At 63.8% G+C, this 17,425-nt stretch carries 16 protein-coding genes; 11 read left to right on the forward strand and 5 right to left on the reverse strand.

From position 1 onward, the window contains the following. Positions 1–4: 4 nt before the first annotated feature. From JWS13_RS19475 to JWS13_RS19490, 4 genes are all read right to left on the reverse strand, one after another. Complete coding sequence (locus JWS13_RS19475; RefSeq protein ID WP_206007072.1) at positions 5–973, reverse strand: AraC-like ligand-binding domain-containing protein; 969 nt, start codon at positions 971–973, stop codon at positions 5–7. Beyond that, positions 966–1,625, reverse strand: a complete 660-nt coding sequence (locus JWS13_RS19480) for a TetR/AcrR family transcriptional regulator (protein ID WP_206007073.1) — start codon at positions 1,623–1,625, stop codon at positions 966–968. The genes JWS13_RS19475 and JWS13_RS19480 overlap by 8 nt, the downstream gene beginning before the upstream one ends. 137 nt (positions 1,626–1,762) lie before the next feature. Beyond that, positions 1,763–2,860, reverse strand: a complete 1,098-nt coding sequence (locus tag JWS13_RS19485) for an alpha-hydroxy acid oxidase (RefSeq protein WP_338050666.1) — start codon at positions 2,858–2,860, stop codon at positions 1,763–1,765. Continuing rightward, positions 2,857–3,909, reverse strand: coding sequence for an ABC transporter substrate-binding protein (locus JWS13_RS19490; RefSeq protein ID WP_206007075.1), 1,053 nt, complete (start codon positions 3,907–3,909; stop codon positions 2,857–2,859). Before JWS13_RS19490 ends, JWS13_RS19485 begins: the two co-directional genes overlap by 4 nt. Before the next feature lie 510 nt (positions 3,910–4,419). On the opposite strand from JWS13_RS19490, the gene JWS13_RS19495 reads away from it, so the two are divergent. The 11 genes from JWS13_RS19495 (at position 4,420) to JWS13_RS19545 (ending at position 16,116) form a co-directional block, all read left to right on the forward strand. After that, complete coding sequence (locus JWS13_RS19495; RefSeq protein ID WP_420855051.1) at positions 4,420–5,403, forward strand: ABC transporter ATP-binding protein; 984 nt, start codon at positions 4,420–4,422, stop codon at positions 5,401–5,403. A 113-nt stretch (positions 5,404–5,516) separates the two neighbouring features. After that, positions 5,517–6,260, forward strand: coding sequence for an ABC transporter permease (locus JWS13_RS19500; RefSeq protein WP_206007077.1), 744 nt, complete (start codon positions 5,517–5,519; stop codon positions 6,258–6,260). Between the two features lie 37 nt (positions 6,261–6,297). Then, on the forward strand, positions 6,298–7,530 hold the full coding sequence (locus tag JWS13_RS19505; protein WP_206007078.1) for a cytochrome P450: 1,233 nt from the start codon (positions 6,298–6,300) through the stop codon (positions 7,528–7,530). Between the two features lie 20 nt (positions 7,531–7,550). After that, the gene (locus tag JWS13_RS19510; protein ID WP_206007079.1) at positions 7,551–7,769 is read left to right on the forward strand and encodes a ferredoxin; all 219 of its coding nucleotides are present in this window, start codon (positions 7,551–7,553) and stop codon (positions 7,767–7,769) included. Next, positions 7,766–8,209 (forward strand): nuclear transport factor 2 family protein, encoded by a 444-nt coding sequence (locus tag JWS13_RS19515; protein WP_206007080.1) that lies wholly within the window; start codon positions 7,766–7,768, stop codon positions 8,207–8,209. Before JWS13_RS19510 ends, JWS13_RS19515 begins: the two co-directional genes overlap by 4 nt. A gap of 43 nt (positions 8,210–8,252) precedes the next feature. Next, positions 8,253–9,215 (forward strand): alpha/beta hydrolase, encoded by a 963-nt coding sequence (locus tag JWS13_RS19520; RefSeq protein ID WP_206007081.1) that lies wholly within the window; start codon positions 8,253–8,255, stop codon positions 9,213–9,215. 111 nt (positions 9,216–9,326) lie between these two features. Beyond that, positions 9,327–10,466: an LLM class flavin-dependent oxidoreductase gene (locus JWS13_RS19525; RefSeq protein ID WP_206007082.1), complete on the forward strand. Its 1,140-nt coding sequence runs from the start codon at positions 9,327–9,329 to the stop codon at positions 10,464–10,466. A 34-nt stretch (positions 10,467–10,500) separates the two neighbouring features. Continuing rightward, positions 10,501–11,661 carry a flavin reductase gene (locus JWS13_RS19530; RefSeq protein ID WP_206007083.1) on the forward strand — a complete coding sequence of 387 codons (1,161 nt, stop codon included), beginning with the start codon at positions 10,501–10,503 and terminating at the stop codon, positions 11,659–11,661. A gap of 27 nt (positions 11,662–11,688) precedes the next feature. Further along, positions 11,689–13,695, forward strand: a complete 2,007-nt coding sequence (locus JWS13_RS19535; RefSeq protein WP_206007084.1) for an acetoacetate--CoA ligase — start codon at positions 11,689–11,691, stop codon at positions 13,693–13,695. Positions 13,696–13,755: 60 nt separating this feature from the next. Next, positions 13,756–14,571 carry an alpha/beta fold hydrolase gene (locus tag JWS13_RS19540; RefSeq protein ID WP_206007085.1) on the forward strand — a complete coding sequence of 272 codons (816 nt, stop codon included), beginning with the start codon at positions 13,756–13,758 and terminating at the stop codon, positions 14,569–14,571. A gap of 48 nt (positions 14,572–14,619) precedes the next feature. After that, complete coding sequence (locus JWS13_RS19545; RefSeq protein ID WP_206007086.1) at positions 14,620–16,116, forward strand: aldehyde dehydrogenase family protein; 1,497 nt, start codon at positions 14,620–14,622, stop codon at positions 16,114–16,116. Positions 16,117–16,127: 11 nt separating this feature from the next. Here the strand turns inward: JWS13_RS19545 and JWS13_RS19550 are convergent, their stop codons facing one another. Next, positions 16,128–17,381 (reverse strand): PucR family transcriptional regulator, encoded by a 1,254-nt coding sequence (locus JWS13_RS19550; protein WP_206007087.1) that lies wholly within the window; start codon positions 17,379–17,381, stop codon positions 16,128–16,130. Between the last annotated feature and the right edge of the window lie 44 nt (positions 17,382–17,425).

The raw sequence follows: 17,425 nt of genomic DNA on the forward strand, positions 1-17,425 counted from the left end.
GCTTTCAGTCGACAGGTCGATCGAGAGTACCGCCGGCAGTCCGATAGCGGCCGGCGGTTACTCCGAAGCGGGTCTTGAACAACCGCGAGAAGTGCGCCGGGTCGGAGAACCCCCAGCGCGCTCCGACGGCGGCCACCGGGACATGGCAGTTTCGCGGATCGACGAGGTCGCGCCGGCACTGTTCGAGCCGTCGCTCCCGGATCCACCCGCCGACAGGAGTGCCGTCCGCCTCGAAGATCTTCTGCAGATGCCGCACCGAAATATGATGCGCGGCAGCGACCATCGCCGTATCGAGACCCGGATCCGTCAGATGCTCCTCGATGAACGTGCCGACCCGGACGCGGAGGGCCGTTTGCCGCGATTCGAGCGACAGACTGTCCGTGATCTGCAGTTGCTCGGCGAACGCCGCGGCCAGCACGTCGAGGACCGCGTTGTTGAGATGCACCGCCACCGCGGGCTCGGTATCGAAGACCCGCTCCCCCAGGTCCTTGACGAACGGCGCGACCAGGGCACCAATGCCCTGACGGCCGGAGATCCGCCGCGCCGTGAGCTCCGCTATCCCGGCAGGGGGAATCCGCAGCAGCTCGCGCGGGAACATCATGACCAGCATCCGGAACCGATCATCGAACGAGAGTTGGTAGGGCCTCGTTGTGTCGTAGATCGCGAAGTCACCCGGGGTCAACGCCGCCTCGCGGTCGTCCTGCGTCAGCACGCAGTAGCCGCGGACCTGCAAACCCACCTTGTAGAAACCCGGATCGCTCGCGCGGATCGTCCTCGGGGTGCGGCGCACCGTGTGCGCCGAGGCGACAACCTCGGCAACCTGGACCTGACCGAGGGAGGTGCCATGGATATAGCCCTCGAAATCGGTATCGGGAGCGATCGACGTCTCCAAGGGGACGAAACTGTCGGTCACCGACTCCCGGAACGTGTCGAGATCGAGTGATTGATCCCGGCGTTCGACAATCTCACCCATAGCTGACTCGGTCCTCGATGCCGGCGCACAACTGCGTCGCCGGTTCCGACGAGGAGGGCGACACGTTTCGTCCGGAACTGTTCTGCCGGAGCAATTCCCGCAGATGGGCGAGGGCGCTCTCGGTCAGCTCGGGGGGACCGAGGGTGATCTGATGGAACACCAGACCGTCTGCGGCCACGTAGATGAGGTGACTCAACGCCGGGTCGGGGTCCATCCCGGCGCACTCGAGTTCGAACTGCAGCCGGTCGACGTACGCCCGGTAGATCGCCTCGACGTAGGGGCGCAACTCCGGCCGGCGCCGAGATTCGAGGATCAGCTCATATTGGAAGGCGAGGTCTTCGGGATTACTTTCCACCATCGTCGCCAATCCGGCGAAGACGGCGTCGAGGTCACCACTTCCCGGACGGGTGCTGATCGAGGTCACACTGTTGTTTACGGAGAACTGCAGCGCCGCCTCGAGCAACGCATCGCGGGACCCGAAGTGATGCGCCACCAGCCCGTGCGCGACACCGGCCTCACGCGCCACCGCCCGATACGTCAATTTCCGCAGGCCCTGCTCGGCAACCACACGCACCGCCGCAGCCAGGAGGGCGGTGCGCCCCTCCCCGTAGCGGGGCGCCTGCCGGGCCGAGCCCTCTTCGGAGATGGTCATCGCGGTAACTCCTCGCTGTCCACTTGGCCAGTTTCTCCAGAAGTGTAGACGCCGGTCGGCTCACTGTCCAGATGGACAGTTACCGATTCGAACCGGAACCCCATGGCGTGACCATGGGGTTCCGACCCAGCAAAGACTCAGTCCGCTATACGGCGAATTCGACTGGTGTCCAGATCGGCGATCGAAGTTGCGCCGATCATCGCCATGGTTCGAGCCAATTGACGACGGAGCAATTCGAGGAGATCGGTGACCCCGTGCGCGCCGTCGAGCGTGAGCGCCCAGAGCGCGGGGCGACCCACAAACACTGCCCGGGCACCGAGGGAGAGCGCCACCGCCACCTCGCGGCCGTGCCGGAATCCCCCGTCCACGTAGACCTCGGTGGGATATCCGGACAGCGCGTCGACGATCTCCGGCAGAGCGTCGAGCGTGCCCCACGCGGTGTCCAGAGCCCGACCACCGTGGTTGGACACCACGATGGCGTCGACACCACACTCGGCCGCACGGATCGCGTCGTCGGGATGCATGATCCCCTTGAGCACGAGCGGCAGGTCGCTCACCTCGCGGAGCCAGTCCAGATCGGACCAGGTGAGCCGCGGGTCGTGCGGAAGGTCGGACCCGCCCGGTTGCGGAAGGTAGAGGCGATCACGACCGGCGATACTCGCCATACCGCGCCGCATACCATCGTGGTGCAGTGGAGGCACCGGCATGTCCGCGGTCAGGCACAGTGCCTCGCAACCCTGTTCGGCGGCAAGGGATACGACCCGCTGTACAAGGTCACGATCCGTGCCGAAATACAGCTGAAACCAGGTCCTTCCTCCGACTGCCCGAACATCGGGCAGAGTCCTCCCAGTGGCCGAACTCAGCACCATGATGCTGTCGGCGTCACGAACCCCTCGAGCAGTAGCCACCTCGCCGCCCGGGTGGACCAGGGTGTGCCCACCCGAGGGGGCTACGAGCACAGGCGACGACACCGATCTACCGAGAATTTCTGTTGTGGTATCGATTTCGCTGACGTCGACGAGCACCCGAGAGCGCAGTGCCCACCGCTCATGGGCTGCCCGATTTGCCGCTATGGCCCGACCGGCGCCCGCACCGTCTTCGATTACGGCACTCACATCGTCGGACCAAGCAGACAGGGCGGCCGTGCGCATGTCCTCGAGGTCCGTGAATTCCGCTACCCGTCCAGATTCGTATGGCACATAATCCATTTCAAACGTGGTCGAGCGCGAACTCATGAAGCACCGTTGAGATATGTCATGTCGACCACTTCGGAGTAGGCAAGCTTCGGATCGTCGGATGAGAACCCCGTCAGACCCCAGCCCTTGATGCCTTCGACAGCCTCCTGCCAGTCTGCTTCCGTGATCTGACCGGCCGCCGGGCCCGACGGCGTACGGGTCTTCAGATCCGCCCATGCGACAGCCATGCTCTCGGCATCGCCGCTCGCGAAGTCCGGATCACGCTTGAGGATCTCGGCCAGTTGCTCAGGGGTTGAGTTGTGCACGATTTCGGCTGCGTCGCGCAGAGCTTTCGTATAGCGGGCAACCGCCTCGGACTTCCCACTGAGATCTTCCCTTATTCCCAGCATGGCGCCCAGCGGGAAAGGCTTCATCGGAACAAGATCGTCGCGCTCCTCGGCTGTCATGGCGAGAGGGTTGATCAGCATGACGGCCTGACCCTTCTCGGTCACCATCCATGCCTGGTCGGCGAGAGTAACAGCGGCATCCGCCGAGCCGTTGGTGACCGAAGCCGTGAGTGCCGGCAGATTGTCCATGACGGCGTAATCACATTTGAGGCCAACAGATTTGGTCACTTCGACGAGCCAACCGTAGAGAGTCGTTCCCGGCGAAGTCGTTGCAATCCGACAATCCGAGCCTTTGTCTTTCAACGCGTCGAGCGTCATCCCATTCGCCCCGATCAAGGTACTTCCGGTCAGGCCGGCCGTGCTGCTGCCGAAGACCACGGAGACGTGCTTTCCCTGCGCCGCCAGCGGCAGGGCAACAGGTGTCGCGCCTACCCACACATCCGCCCGGCCCGACACCAGCAGAGCCGAGGCGTTGCTGGCGCCGCCCGAAACCTGCTCGACGTTGAGCCCGTTCTTCTCGAACAGGCCCTCGTTCTTCGCGACGTAATACAGGCCGTGCCCCACAGCGGGCGACCCCGTAACCACCTTCAAGGTCGGCTGCGAGGACGAACCGGCCTCGTCCGACTCCGCGGACGAGCTGCATCCGGCGGCAAAAAGGGCAACGGCAAGGCCTGCTGCGACCGAGGTCAGGCCTATCCGCAAGCCGGACCTCCGGCCCCGGCTGCTGGTGGAAACTTCAGCCGAGGTGACCCCTGGATCGGTACCTCGTTCAGCGTTACTTCGGAGCATGTTGCGTAGGCCTTCCTCGAATGATGTGATCCCCCACTCCGGCCAACCTTGCATGTGATGCCGGTCACTTGGTATCACGGGATGCGACATCTTCGAGAGGCCGGCCTCACACCAACCGTGAAGCGGTCGAGTGCCGCAGTTCGACGCATGTTGTCGCCGAAAGGTCGAGCCTTCCCCCGGCAAACCCCTCAACCGCCGACCCTCACGGTTACCGCGAGTTGGGGGCCGGAAAGTTGCCGTCTTATGTGATAGCCCCCGCTAGTGGCACATGTCACAGTCGTATAGCAGCGCGAGGAACGCATACCGACGGAGGACGACACGACATGTTCGGCTCACCCAGCCCAGGTCGCATGAACATGCACGTCGTTCAAATGGACGGCCGGCGCGATGACCGACCTCGCCTGCCAGGTCGCACCCTCGTCGATGTTCCAAACAGGGAACCGACCGAAGACTTCCCTGGCGATCCGAGGTTCACGACCCGGCTGCGGCGGACAAGTCACCTCTGACTGCCGATCCACAGCACCACAGCAGCACAGGCGCGGGCGTCGTCGCGTCTGTTCCGAAAGGAGAACCACTTTGTTGGCCAAACTCAAAGGCAGCCCGCCCGCGGGCTCGACACAGCCGGACCGGCGGGAAATATCGCCGGGCGATGTACTGAAAGCTGAGGGATTGAGCTACCGCTACCCCACAGGTCTGCAGGCCGTCGGCAACTTCACCACCGGGATCAAGCCCGGCGAGATCGTGAGCATCGTCGGCCCCAGCGGTTGCGGAAAATCGACTCTGCTTCGCATTCTCGCGGGCTTGCGCGAGCCGACCGGTGGCGTACTGGAACGACGTGAACCCGAAGCCGGCCGCCACACGTGCTCGATGGTGTTCCAGGAAGACACCTTGCTGCCCTGGCTGAAGGTCGCCGAGAACGTCAGACTGTTCTACCGCTTCCAGGGTGAGCGAGCCTCGAAGAGGCGCGACAGAATCATGGAGTTGCTGTCCATGGTCGGCCTGGAGAAGTTCGCCGACTCCTATCCCTCCCAGTTGTCCGGGGGAATGCGCCGGCGCGTTGCGGTCCTCACCGCTGTCGCTCCGCTACCGTCGCTGTTGCTGCTGGACGAGCCGTTCTCCGCGCTGGACGAACCCTCCCGAATTGCCGTTCACCAGGACGTTTACCAGCTCATCCGCACATTCAACATCACCGCGGTACTCGTCACGCACGATCTGGGTGAGGCGGTCAGCTTGTCCGATCGGATTCTCCTGCTCAGCTCGAGCCCCTCGACCATCGTCAAGGAGTTCCACACACCCTTCGGCGCCGAACGGGACCTCCTCGAAGTTCGGTCCGATCCGCGCTTCCTCGAGATGTACGGCGACATCTGGAACGACTTTCGCCGGCAGTCCACGAAGGCAGGGGTGTGACGATGTCGACGCAACTCGCAGAGAACGCGATCCTCACAGAACCCGCACCTCAGTCTCCGCGACGAACGGGCATTCCGTGGTCGGTGACCCAGCACCTCATTCAAGTGGCGTGTGTGATCGCCTTCTTGCTCGCCTGGGAGTTCATCCCGCAGATCGATGGAATCTCCGGAACCGCGAAGTGGCTGGATCCCTTTTTCATCAGCTCACCGACGGCCGTAGCGCAGACGGTGTGGGATCTCGGCGCCGGCAACATTCCCGGCGCTTCACTGTGGTCGTACCTGTACTCGACATTGTTCAGCACCGTCGTCGGCGCGACCATCGGATTGGTGCTCGGCGCGGCTGCGGGTCTGGTGCTGAGCAACAGCCCCAAGGTCAACGACGTCCTGCAACCGTTCATCGTTCTGCTCAATTCGGTACCGCGAGTCGCCCTCATCCCCATCATCGTCATCGTCGTCGGGCCCTCGTTGGGTGCCGCGGTGATCTCGGTCGCGATGACGGTGTTCTTCCTGGGCTTCTTCAACGCCTACGAGGGTGGTTTGACCATCCAGCAGGCCATGATCGACAACGCAAAACTGCTCGGGGCCGGCAAGACGGAAGTCATGCGAACCATCCGGCTACCCATGGTCGCGATCTGGACCTTCGCAGTCGTACCCAATGCCATCAGCTTCGGCCTCCTTTCCGCCGTCTTCACTGAACTCCTCACCGGCATTCCCGGCATCGGCACGTTGCTCCAGAACGCGACAGTCAACGTCAACGCAGACTTGATGTTCGCCGTCGTCGTCATCCTCGCGGTCGTGGGGTTGGTCCTGTACTGGCTGGCCCTCAAGCTGCGCAGCGCTGTCATCCGCTGGGAATGACCACCCGACCGACATCGAACCGAACCAAGGAGAAATCGTGGATTCAACCACCGCCACCGAACTGAACCCGGACGCGCTGCCCCGACTCGAGTGGGACTGGGTGGCCAACGCGTTCGAGGATCCGAACCCCGTTCTCAACGAGCTTCGGGAACAGACATGGATCGCGAGCAGCGATCGCGGACTCGAGGTACTGCGGTACGAGGACGTCTCCAAGATGCTCCGCGACCGCAACCTGCAGAAGCAGCCGCAACGGGTCATGAATCGTATGGATGAAATGGGTATCACGGAGGGACCGGTACGCGAGTACCACGCACGTTCCATCCTGACCCAGGACGGCGACCCGCATGCACGACTCCGCCTACCGCTCTCTGCATTCTTCGCGCCCCGTCGGGTCGAGTCCCTGCGCCAGGCGACAGCATCCATCGTGGATCGCGCGCTCGCCCGGGTGGCCGGACGTCCCACCATCGACGCCCTTCCCGAACTCTGCGAACCCATACCCGCGGAGATGTTCTGTCATCTCATCGCGGCTCCGCCGGAGCTCGCCGGGCAGGTGGCACGAATCTCCGACAGCATGATCGGGCCGATCATCGATCGCGGCTCCGATCGTGCCGCGGAACATGTGGCGGCGTTCCACGAGCTGCACGACCTTCTGGCGGAGCTCATCGCCGAGCGTCGACGTGCACCGGGCGACGACGTCCTCTCTGACCTCATCGAAATGCAACGCACCGGCCAGCTGACCGAGCAAGACCTGTACGACCAGGCCGGCATGCTCCTCGACGCCAGCATCGACAACACTGCGCACCAGCTGACCTTCGGTCTGGCCCAGCTGCTGGACGAGCGGAAGCTGCTCGCTGCTGTCACGTCGGGCGCATCCACACCGGCGCTGGCCGCCGACGAAGTGCTTCGACTCGCCGCAATCGCGGGCGCAATCCTGCGGTTCCCGAAGGAATCCTTCGAATACAAGGGCATGGTGTTCCCTGCCGGTCAGCCGATCTTCCTTCACCTTCGCTCGGCCAACCGTGATCCGAGGGTGTTCGAGAACCCCGACGCATTCGTTCCGGACCGTCCCAAGGGCCGCGGCCCGCTGACATTCGGCGCGGGCGCACACACCTGCCTCGGTCAGCACCTCGCCCGCACAGAACTACAGGAGCTGATCAGCCGCTTCCCCGTGGCGTTCCCCAACGCCGAGCTCGCCGAGCCCGCCACCGTGTCATTCGGCCCCATCGCCACGCGGGTTCAGCGTTGCGTGATCGCGCTGGATCCGGCATGAGACAAGACACTGGAGGAACCATGTTGGCAACCATCCGAGTAGACCGAGACGTGTGTTGTGGCAACGGGATGTGCTTCGCCCTTGCGCCCGAAGTCTTCGACCTCGATGACGATGCGGGGGTGGTGAAGTTGCTCGATCCGACCCTGACGCCGGAGAACCGCGCCGCCGTCGAACAGGCGGTCGCGTGCTGCCCGACCGCAGCGATCGAGATCGAGATCGACCAGGAGGAGACGGCATGAGCGGGAACGCACGGGCAACCACCTTGCCGGAGTCGACCATCGCCACAATCGAACGGTCCTGCCTGCGTCTGGTGCACGAGTTCAACCACCGGGCGGACGAACAGGACAACGAAGGCCTGCTGGCCTTGTTCACCGAAGACTGCCGGTACGACCTGGCAGGCAAAGTGGTCGACGGGAGGGCGCAGCTACGCGCTGTCCTCGCTGCCGGCCGAACGGACAGGGGCATGGTTCACATGTCCTCGGATTTGATCCTGGATGTTCTCGACGAGACAACGGTTACCGGGCGCGGACGCGTCCTGATCGCCGAGATCTTCGGCACCGAAAGAGCGCCCATTCGATTCGCGACGTTCACCGACGAGTACCGACTCACCGACGAGGGATGGCGCATCCATCGGCGCCGATTCCGGCACATGCTCACACCGATCGACCAACCGACCTGATGCCACCGCTCACGAGCCGGCCACACGAAGCAGAAGGATGAACATGCAGACAACTGTGATGGAAGATGTGCCCTACGGCTACGCCGGACGCGACCTGCTGGCCGATGTCTACCGGCCAGATCCCAGCCGCGATCTCGGCATAGCCGTGGTGCAGGTTCACGGCGGTGCCTGGCGACGGGGAAGCCGGAAGATGCTGCGGCACATGTGTGAACACATGAGTTCGCTCGGTTACACAGTTGTCGCACCTGAGTACCGGTTCCTCGACGAGGCTCCATGGCCGGCCAGCTTGCACGACGTCAAGGCTGCCATCCGGTGGACACGCAGCAACGCGGCGAACTTCGGCGTCGACCACGATCGCATCGTGATCCAGGGGCACAGTGCGGGCGGCCAACTCGCTCTCATGTGCGCGGGCACACAGGACGAAAGCGAGTGGGAAGGAGACAGCGGAAACCCCGACGTGTCTACCGCAGTCGCCGCGGTCGTCGCGGTCTACCCGATCTGTCAGTTCTACCTGCAGGACCCCAGCCAGCCTCGGATGACCTATCCGCTGCCTGCCGTCGATGGCAGCATGCCGGCCTACTTCCTGCTCGACGGTCAACCCGACGAAGCAGCGGTCCGGCAGATCAGCCCGCTGGCATACGCTGGTCCGGACTACCCGCCGACGATGTTCTGGCTCGGCGGCGACGACGGATACACACCGGCCGAGGGAAGTTTCGCGATGTACCGGACGTTGCGCGACGCGCAGGTTCCGGTCGACCTCCACATCATCGGAGAAGGTCCCCACGCCTTCGACCTGACCGAGTCCTACGGCGTGGAACTTCAGATCGCCGCCGATCAGTTCATCCGGCGAATGTTGCTGGAAAGGGAAGAGCGACAGGCCGCCGTGCGCAGGACTCTCCCCGAAGAGATGTGGTCTCGAACCCGGAGTGCCTCGGGACATCTCATCGGGGAAGGCACGCTGCTCTTCGACTCACCCGGATTACCGATCCTGTCCCCTGGATTCTGATCCTCGATCGACTTTCGAACCTGTCCGAGACGCGAAACCGCCCCGCCCAGGCAGTCCATCGACGTCCAGCCGACAGCCACACCACCAAGCGCCAACGCGAGGAGATATGAAATGAGACTGGGTTATTTCGCCATGCCCTTTCACCCTGAGCATCGAGATTGGCGCGAGACGCTCGAGGAAGATCGCCAGGCCATCATCCTGGCCGATCACCTCGGGTTCTACGACGCTTTCATCGGCGAGCATCTCACCGATCGTTCGGAAAGCGTTACGAACTCGATGCTGTTCCTGGCCACCCTCATTCACGACACGACCCAGATTCGGCTCGGCACCGGCACCAGCAATCTTTCCCACACCCATCCAGCTTTGATCGCCGTCAATGCCGCAATGTTCGACCATCTCTCCAACGGCCGGTTCATCCTGGGAGTCAGCCCCGGCGCCCTTCCGTCCGACGCCGAACTGCTCGGCATCCTGGACGCAGACCGCAATGCCATGTTCGCCGACTCGATCGACGTGATCACCGAACTGTGGCAACGCGACGCTCCGTACGACATCGGCGCACCAGGTGATCGATTCCACGTCACCACCCAGCGCACCCACGCGCCGGAACTCGGGCTCGGCGCTGTACACAAGCCACTCCAGCAACCCCGCCCCGAGATCGTCGGCACTGTGGTCGCGCCCTACTCGAAGGGTGTCCTCGCCATGGGCGCCAGAGACTTCCACCCCCTCTCCGCGAACTTCCTGCTCCCGCAATGGGTCGCCACGCATTGGCCCAACTACGCCGAGGGAACGGAATCGGTGGGTAGAACGGCCGACCGGGCCGACTGGCGGGTGGCACGTACGATTTTCGTCGCCGACGACGAGGCGACTGCCCGTTCATACGGGCGCGAAGATCCCGCAAGCCCCTACCGGCACTACTACGAGAAGATGCTGCGGAAGATGGCGATGGGTGGACGCCTCAACCTGTTCAAGTCCCGCCAGGACCAACCGGACAGCGACGTCACCCTCGACAGCACCCTCGACTCCCTCGTCATCGCCGGAACGCCTCAATCAGTGGCAGAGCAGATCCTCGACCTCAACCGACAGGTCGGCGGGTTCGGCGAGATCGTGTATGCCGGTATGGATTGGGTCGACGATCGTCTCGGCCGCCGATCGATGGAGTTGATTGCGAACGAGGTACTTCCCATCGTCAACGCGGAACTGGCGAAGCAGGTACCGGAACTGGCCGCCGACGTGAGCGAAGCCGTCAGCTGAGAACCGGGCCGAATCGAGGATGGGACCATCACGCATGTCGAGAACAACAGTGGACTGCGACGGGAAAGACAGCGTCACCTTCCGGAACATCGCCGGGCATCTGGCCAGTGGGGTCACCGTGATCACCACCAGTGTCGGGGGCCAAGCCCATGGGATGACGGCGAGTTCCGTCACCTCGCTATCGCTCGACCCTCCAACCATGCTGGCCTGCTTGAATCGTCGGGCGCCGACAGCTGACGCCGTACAGAGTGCCGGCAAATTCGGGATCAACATTCTCGGATCGGGGCAGGAGGGTCTGGCAAGTCAGTTCGCGGTACCCAGCGAGGACAAGTTTCGCGGCGTCGCACTCGCCACCGCGCCCGAGGGAATACCTCTCCTCGCCGACGCCCACGCACAGATCGAATGCGAGGTAGCCGACACCATCGATGTGGCGACCCACCGAATCATCATCGGACGGGTTGTGCGCGCGCGGGCAAGCGAGGGGCAGCCTCTGGCCTACTATCGCGGTGGCTTCGGGCGTTTCCAACACGTCGACGACGAAAGGGCGTATGACGCAATTCGCTCTCGCATTCTGAGCGGCGGGTGGGTGCGGAGATGCTTCCAGGGTGATGAACTCGCGGGCGAAATGGGTATCGACGGGTCCGCCACGTTCTATGCCCTGACCAGACTCGGCATCGAGGGCATCGTCGAATGGAGGCCGGGTGAAGGCTATTGCATCACCGAATGCGACGTCCGTATGGCCGAGGAGGCATTCGATGCCAGGTCGACCACCGAACTCGGCATCATCCACACCTGTCTCGAGCATGCGGACCAGCGCGAGATCGACCGGCTGGCCGAACCATTCGACGCCATGGCCGCATTCATGGTCAACGACACCTTCACGGACGCGAAAGCGTTCATGGAGGCCAACTTCGCCTTCCACCGGGCGATCGTGGCACTGGCCCAGAACTCCGCTCTCACCGCCGGCTTCGAACGGCTGCATCTCACTCAGATCATGGCACGCCTCCAGGGCGTGACCACGCAGTCGTCGCGCGCCTTCATCGAGGTGCAACGCCGCCTTCTGGAGGCACTGCAGCGCCGGGACGTCGGCGGCGCGTCCGAAGCTGTGCGGGAATACACCGACCTCGCCAAGGCACGGGCGCGGCAGCTGACCGAATCCCAGTCCGACGAGCAGCAGCTGACCAATCGCCCGTAGGGCACCACGAGCAGAAGGAGACACCACATGACCGAGGGCACTGCCGACCGCCCGGGTCCCGCAGCGACGGCGGACGTGATCTGGTCGCCCAACCCCGACACTGCGCGCAATTCGCAGATCGAGCGGTTCCGGAATTACGTGAACAACCGTCACACCCTCGCCTTGGACGACTACCAGGCGTTGTGGCGTTGGTCGGTCGAAGACCTTGCCGGATACTGGTCGACTCTCGCCGAGTTCTACGACATTCAGTTCTCGTCCGACTACACGTGTGTGCTCGCCACCGAGACGATGCCCGGCGCTCAGTGGTTTCCGGGTGGCCGTCTGAACTACGCCGACCAAGTTCTCCGGCATCGCGCCTCGGAGGGATCGGCAATCGTCCACGTCGCAGAATCAGGCGACCGCAGCGAGATGTCGTGGAGTGAGCTGCATCGTCAGGTCGCCGCACTGGCACGGTCGCTCCGGGATGTCGGTGTCCGCGAGGGTGATCGGGTTGTCGGGTACCTGCCGAACATTCCGCAGGCGGCCGTCGCCTTCCTTGCTGCTGCTGCGGTGGGTGCCACGTGGGCTGTCTGTGGTCAGGATTTCGCGGCGAACGGGGCGGCAGATCGACTGGGCCAACTCGGACCGGTCGTCCTGGTGACGGCGGACGGTTACGAGCACCGCGGCCAGCGCTACGACCGGCGCGCCGAGGTATCGACTCTGGTCGGCCTGCTGCCGACGTTGCGCGCCGTGGTGACGGTTCCCACGTTGGGTCTCGCTCCCCGCGAACCCCGAGATCTGAGAGAGATTTCATGGCTCGACGCGACGGCAGGTGAATCAGAACTGTCTACGGCACAGGTGCCGTTCGATCACCCGCTGTGGGTGGTGTTCACTTCCGGCACCACCGGAAAACCCAAGGGCATCGTTCACGGCCATGGTGGAGTTCTGCTCGCTCACATCGCACAATTGGGTCTCCAGTTCGACACCGGTCCGCGCGATCGCTGGTTCTGGTACACCACACCGACCTGGATGCTGTGGAACCTGAACGTTTCAACGCTTCTCCTCGGCGCCTGCCTCATCACGTACGCCGGTGATGCAACCTACCCCGAGGCCGACCGGCTCTGGCAGGTCACCGAGGACACCGGCGCCACGCTGTTCGGCGCCAGCGCAGGGTATCTCGGACTCAGCGAGACGCAGGGGCTGACCCCTCGTGCCACTTATGGCCTCTCAGCGCTGAGAACGGTCGGGTCCACGGGAGCCCCGCTGGCCGAGTCGGTATACGGCTGGGCATCGGCCGCTGTGGGTGAGCACATACCGCTCGTGTCGAGTACCGGCGGAACCGACGTGGTCGGCGCATTCGCAGGCGGTGCACCGACACTGTCCGTGCGCGCGGGCCGGATCTCGGCACCCGTTCTCGGTGTCGCGCTCGATTCGTGGTCGCACGACGGGAAGCCGGTTCGTGACACCGTGGGTGAACTGGTGATCACCCGACCGATGCCATCCATGCCTTTGCGGTTCTGGAACGATCCCGGTGGAGAGCGGCTCCGGGACAGCTACTTCAGCACGTACCCCGGCGTCTGGCGGCACGGTGACTGGGTGACGATCTGGTCGGACGACCTCTCGATGACGGTGCACGGGAGATCCGACGCAACACTCAACCGCGGCGGGGTCCGACTGGGAAGCGCCGAGATCAACCACGCTGCGGAGCGACTCCCCGAGGTCCTCGAGGCGATGGCTCTGGGAATCGAGGAACCCGGCGGCGGGTACTGGATGCCGCTCTTCGTCGTTCTGCGACCCGGTGAGATTCTCACGGAGAGCATTCGGGATCGTCTCGTGGAGCAGATCGGATCACGGCTGTCGCGGCGGCACGTACCCGATGACATCGTCGCGGTCGACGCTCTCCCCCACACCAAGACGGGAAAGATGCTCGAGATACCGATCAAGCGAATCCTCCAGGGCGCCGATCCAGCGGATGTCGTCAGCCGTGAGGCGGTCGACGACTGGGCGGCGCTCGCACGGTTCACCGCGCTCCGTCGCGTTCCGAACAACCGCTGACGATCGACAACAGGCGACACACAATAACGCCCGAACAAAGAACACGGAGTCCGATCAACCATGGCTGCACATAGCACGAACATCAGTGAACCCAGCTCATTTACAGACCATTTCGTCAAGACCTCCCTGGGCGACGTACATTTCCGGAGAGGCGGCGAGGGGCCGCCGCTCGTGCTGTTGCACAGCAATGGGCTGTCGTGGCACGAGTTCGAGATGTCGCTGCAGCCGCTGGCCGAACGTTTCGACGTCATTGCGTGGGACATGCCCGGCCAGGGCGATTCGTCCCCCGTTTCGTGGGACACGTCCATCGACAGCTACGCCGACGCCGTCAGTGAACTCATCACCGAACTGGGGATTCGACGACCGCTCGTCGCCGGGTGCTCAGTCGGTGCCTTCATCGCCGTCTCGCTCGCATCACGCCGGCCCGAACAACTCGCCGGACTGGTGCTGGCAGAGTTTCAGACCGGCGGCGCCGAGTGGTTCGCAAGGAACTGGGACACGGTGGAGGCACTCTTCGGCGTCCCGTCGATGTCTTTCGACCAGGTGCAGGCACGACTCGCGCGACCGGTCGGTGACGATGTCGCCCAGCGCTGGAACATCGATCGCAACAAGGCCGGCTCGCGGTCGATGATGGGAGTCATGTGGGCAATCCGGCGGTTCGACATCATGACGGCCCTCGAATCCCTCGAGGTCCCCGTCGTCGCACTGTTCGGCGATGCCGGCCCGACAATCGCGAATGCCGGCGCGGTCGAGCAGGTGCTCGGCAGGCAAGCGTCGATTCACACGGTCCCGGGTGCAGGTCATTTCGTCAGTGTCGACCAGCCGGACAGGTTCACGAAGTCGGTCATCGATCTTGCGGATCGCATCGCGAACTGAAATGCGTTTCGAATAAGCCGGTTTCACAGACGAAAGGACCCATACCCGATGACTGCCACCCACGCTGCTGCAGATCCCGTCCAGACCGATCCCCCGGCTGCCGTCCTGCGTGAGCTTCTCGACACCCAGCGCGCGGCGTACCTGGCCGAAGGACCACCGAGCGCCGACGTGCGCCTCGACCGCATCGATCGATTTGCCGCTTGCATTCTCGAATTCGCCGACGAGCTGTCCGAGGCGCTCGATGCCGACTTCGGCAGCCGACCCCGGGTCGCCAATCTCGGCACGGACATCCTCGGGGTGGTCTCCAGCGTCAAGCTGATTCGCAAGAACATCGCACTCTGGATGCAGGACGAAATAGTCCCTGGATCGGAGGAGGCCGGCACACCCACCTTCATTCAGACTCGCCCCAAAGGCGTCGTCGGCGTCATCGGGCCGTGGAACTTTCCTGTCCAGTTGGTGGCCCTCCCCGCTATCGAAGCACTAGCTGCCGGAAACCGCGTGATGATCAAGTTCTCGGACATCCCTGACCGGACCGCAGACGTATTCGCCAGAGCCATCGCGGTTCGCATGGACCCCGAAGAGGTCGCCGTCGTCCGGGGCGACGTGAGGACCGCATCATCGTTCTCGGACCTGCCCTTCGATCACATCATCTTCACCGGCTCGCCCGCCGTCGGAGCCGTCGTCGCGGAAGCGGCCGGCAGAAACCTGGTGCCACTCACTCTCGAACTGGGCGGAAAGAACCCGGTCGTCCTCGGGCCGGATGCCGACATCGCACTTGCGGCCGAACGCATATCGGGTGTCCGGCTACTCAACGGCGGTCAGATCTGCCTGTGCCCCGACTACGTGTTCGTGCCACGAGCAGAACTCGACCATTTCGTCTCGGCCTACGAGCAGTCGGTGCGAACGCACTTCCCGACCTATGTGGACAACCCTGCTGTCGTGTCGATCATCAACGACCGCAACTTCGACCGAGTCATGGGGCTGATCGAGGATGCAGCGGCAAAGGGGGCGCGGGTCGTCACCATCGCGCCGCCCGGCGAACTGGCGGCTCTGCCGAGCCGCTCGCGACGGCGCATTCCGCCCACCATGCTGCTCGGCGTGACGTCAGATATGAAGATTGCGTCCGAAGAAATCTTCGGACCAGTAGTGGTCGTCTACCCCTATGACGAACTGTCAGAAGCAATTTCCTACATCACTTCAAAGCCGAGCCCGTTGGCAGCGTACTGGTTCGGTTCCGACAGCCCTGAATTCAGGGAGTTCCTGTTGCGGACGAACTCCGGCGGGGTGACGCGGAACGATCTGGCTGTGCACTGGCGCGTTGTCGGCGCACCGTCCGGCGGCATCGGACGTAGCGGAATGGGTGCCTACTCCGGCAAGGTCGGATTCGACACCTTCAGCCACAAGCGGACGATCACGGTGAGCAATGCGGCGCACGGGTTCGCTGCGCCGTTCATCCCACCGGCAGGCGAAGCCGAAGCGGACGTGATCCGTGAGCTCATCGGCGGCGCCTACGAGGAGATTCAGGCTCGGATCCAGGCGTCGTAAACCGGCCGGTGTCAGTTGCCCCCGGTCTCGGATTCCTTCGGAGTTCTGCCCATCGTCTCTCTCAGCCGGAGTGCGATTTGCAGCTCTGTCCGGCGGTCGGCCAGGGAATGACCGAGGATCTCCTCGGCGCGCCGGAGCCTGTTGCGGACCGTGTGCTCGTGCACGTCCAGAGCGATCGCCGTCTGGACGTGGCTTCCGTACGTGTAGGAGGCGGCCACGGTCTGCCTGATCCGCTCGGCCACTGGACTGGCCTCGGCCAATTGGCCCAGCTCGTCCTCGACGAACCGCCGAGCAGCGGCAGAGTCCTGGAGCAGCAGTACTTCGAGCCGCACGTCCGGGTAGTACAGGACCGGGCCGATCGCAGTTCCATCGACACGAAGCTTCGCCATCTCACCCAGTGCGCCGTGCGTCTGACGTAGTCCGTTCACACCCACAGCGGCGCTGGTCACCGACACGGTCAACTTGCGGCGCCGTACCTCGTCGAGGATCGACTCGACGGCGGCAGTGGGCCACGCGCGGGGTCGTCCCAGCCAGAAGATCGTCTGAGCGACCCCCACGTGGAGAGACAACACACCGACTGCCCCCGACAGCTGCCGTAGGTCCTGAACGATTCGAGTTGCCTCGGCCGGCGCCACCTCACTGATCTCGACTGCCACATGAGCATGCGACAGGTCGTAACCGATGATCGACAGAAGGTCCGACGACCGGACCGAGTCCGTCCTGTGCAGTAGATCGAGGACAACCTGCTCGCGGAGTTGCTGCCCGGTCCGGCGCAGTTCAGCCTCTTGTTCCGCAAATTCGGCCGCTACCAGTCCCTGGACATGGTCGGAGTAGGCGAGCATTCTCATCACGCTGGACAGCAGATCGGCGCTCACCGTGGAAGCAGGGAGCTCCTGCCGCGCGCCCTCGTCGATGACAATGGAGCCCCAGTGGTCGACCGCAACCTGTATGCCCAGGCGGTACGAGTGCTGGAGTGCGCTCTGGGCGATCCCGATCTCTGCTTGTTTGCGTGCGAACACTGCGGGCTCCCGCAGTTCGAACGCACCCAGTTCGACAGTGCCGAGCAAGTAGCTCTGCATGTTACGCATGTTCTCGAGGATGCTGGCCCGGAGTAACTCCAGAAAATGATCGTCACCCCGCCGGTTCGGGAACGCCCCGTCCGTGTCCACGCTGGCGATTCGCTCGATCAGAGCGTCGAGATCCCACTCCGAGAGCCGTGCGCGCAACCATTGAGGTACCGGGTTCGGAGTCGGGATTCCGTTCAATTACCTCACCTACCTGCGCCAACCGATATCGGTCGAAGATTACC

Source organism: Rhodococcus pseudokoreensis (genome assembly GCF_017068395.1).
Taxonomy (GTDB): Bacteria; Actinomycetota; Actinomycetes; order Mycobacteriales; family Mycobacteriaceae; genus Rhodococcus_F; species Rhodococcus_F pseudokoreensis.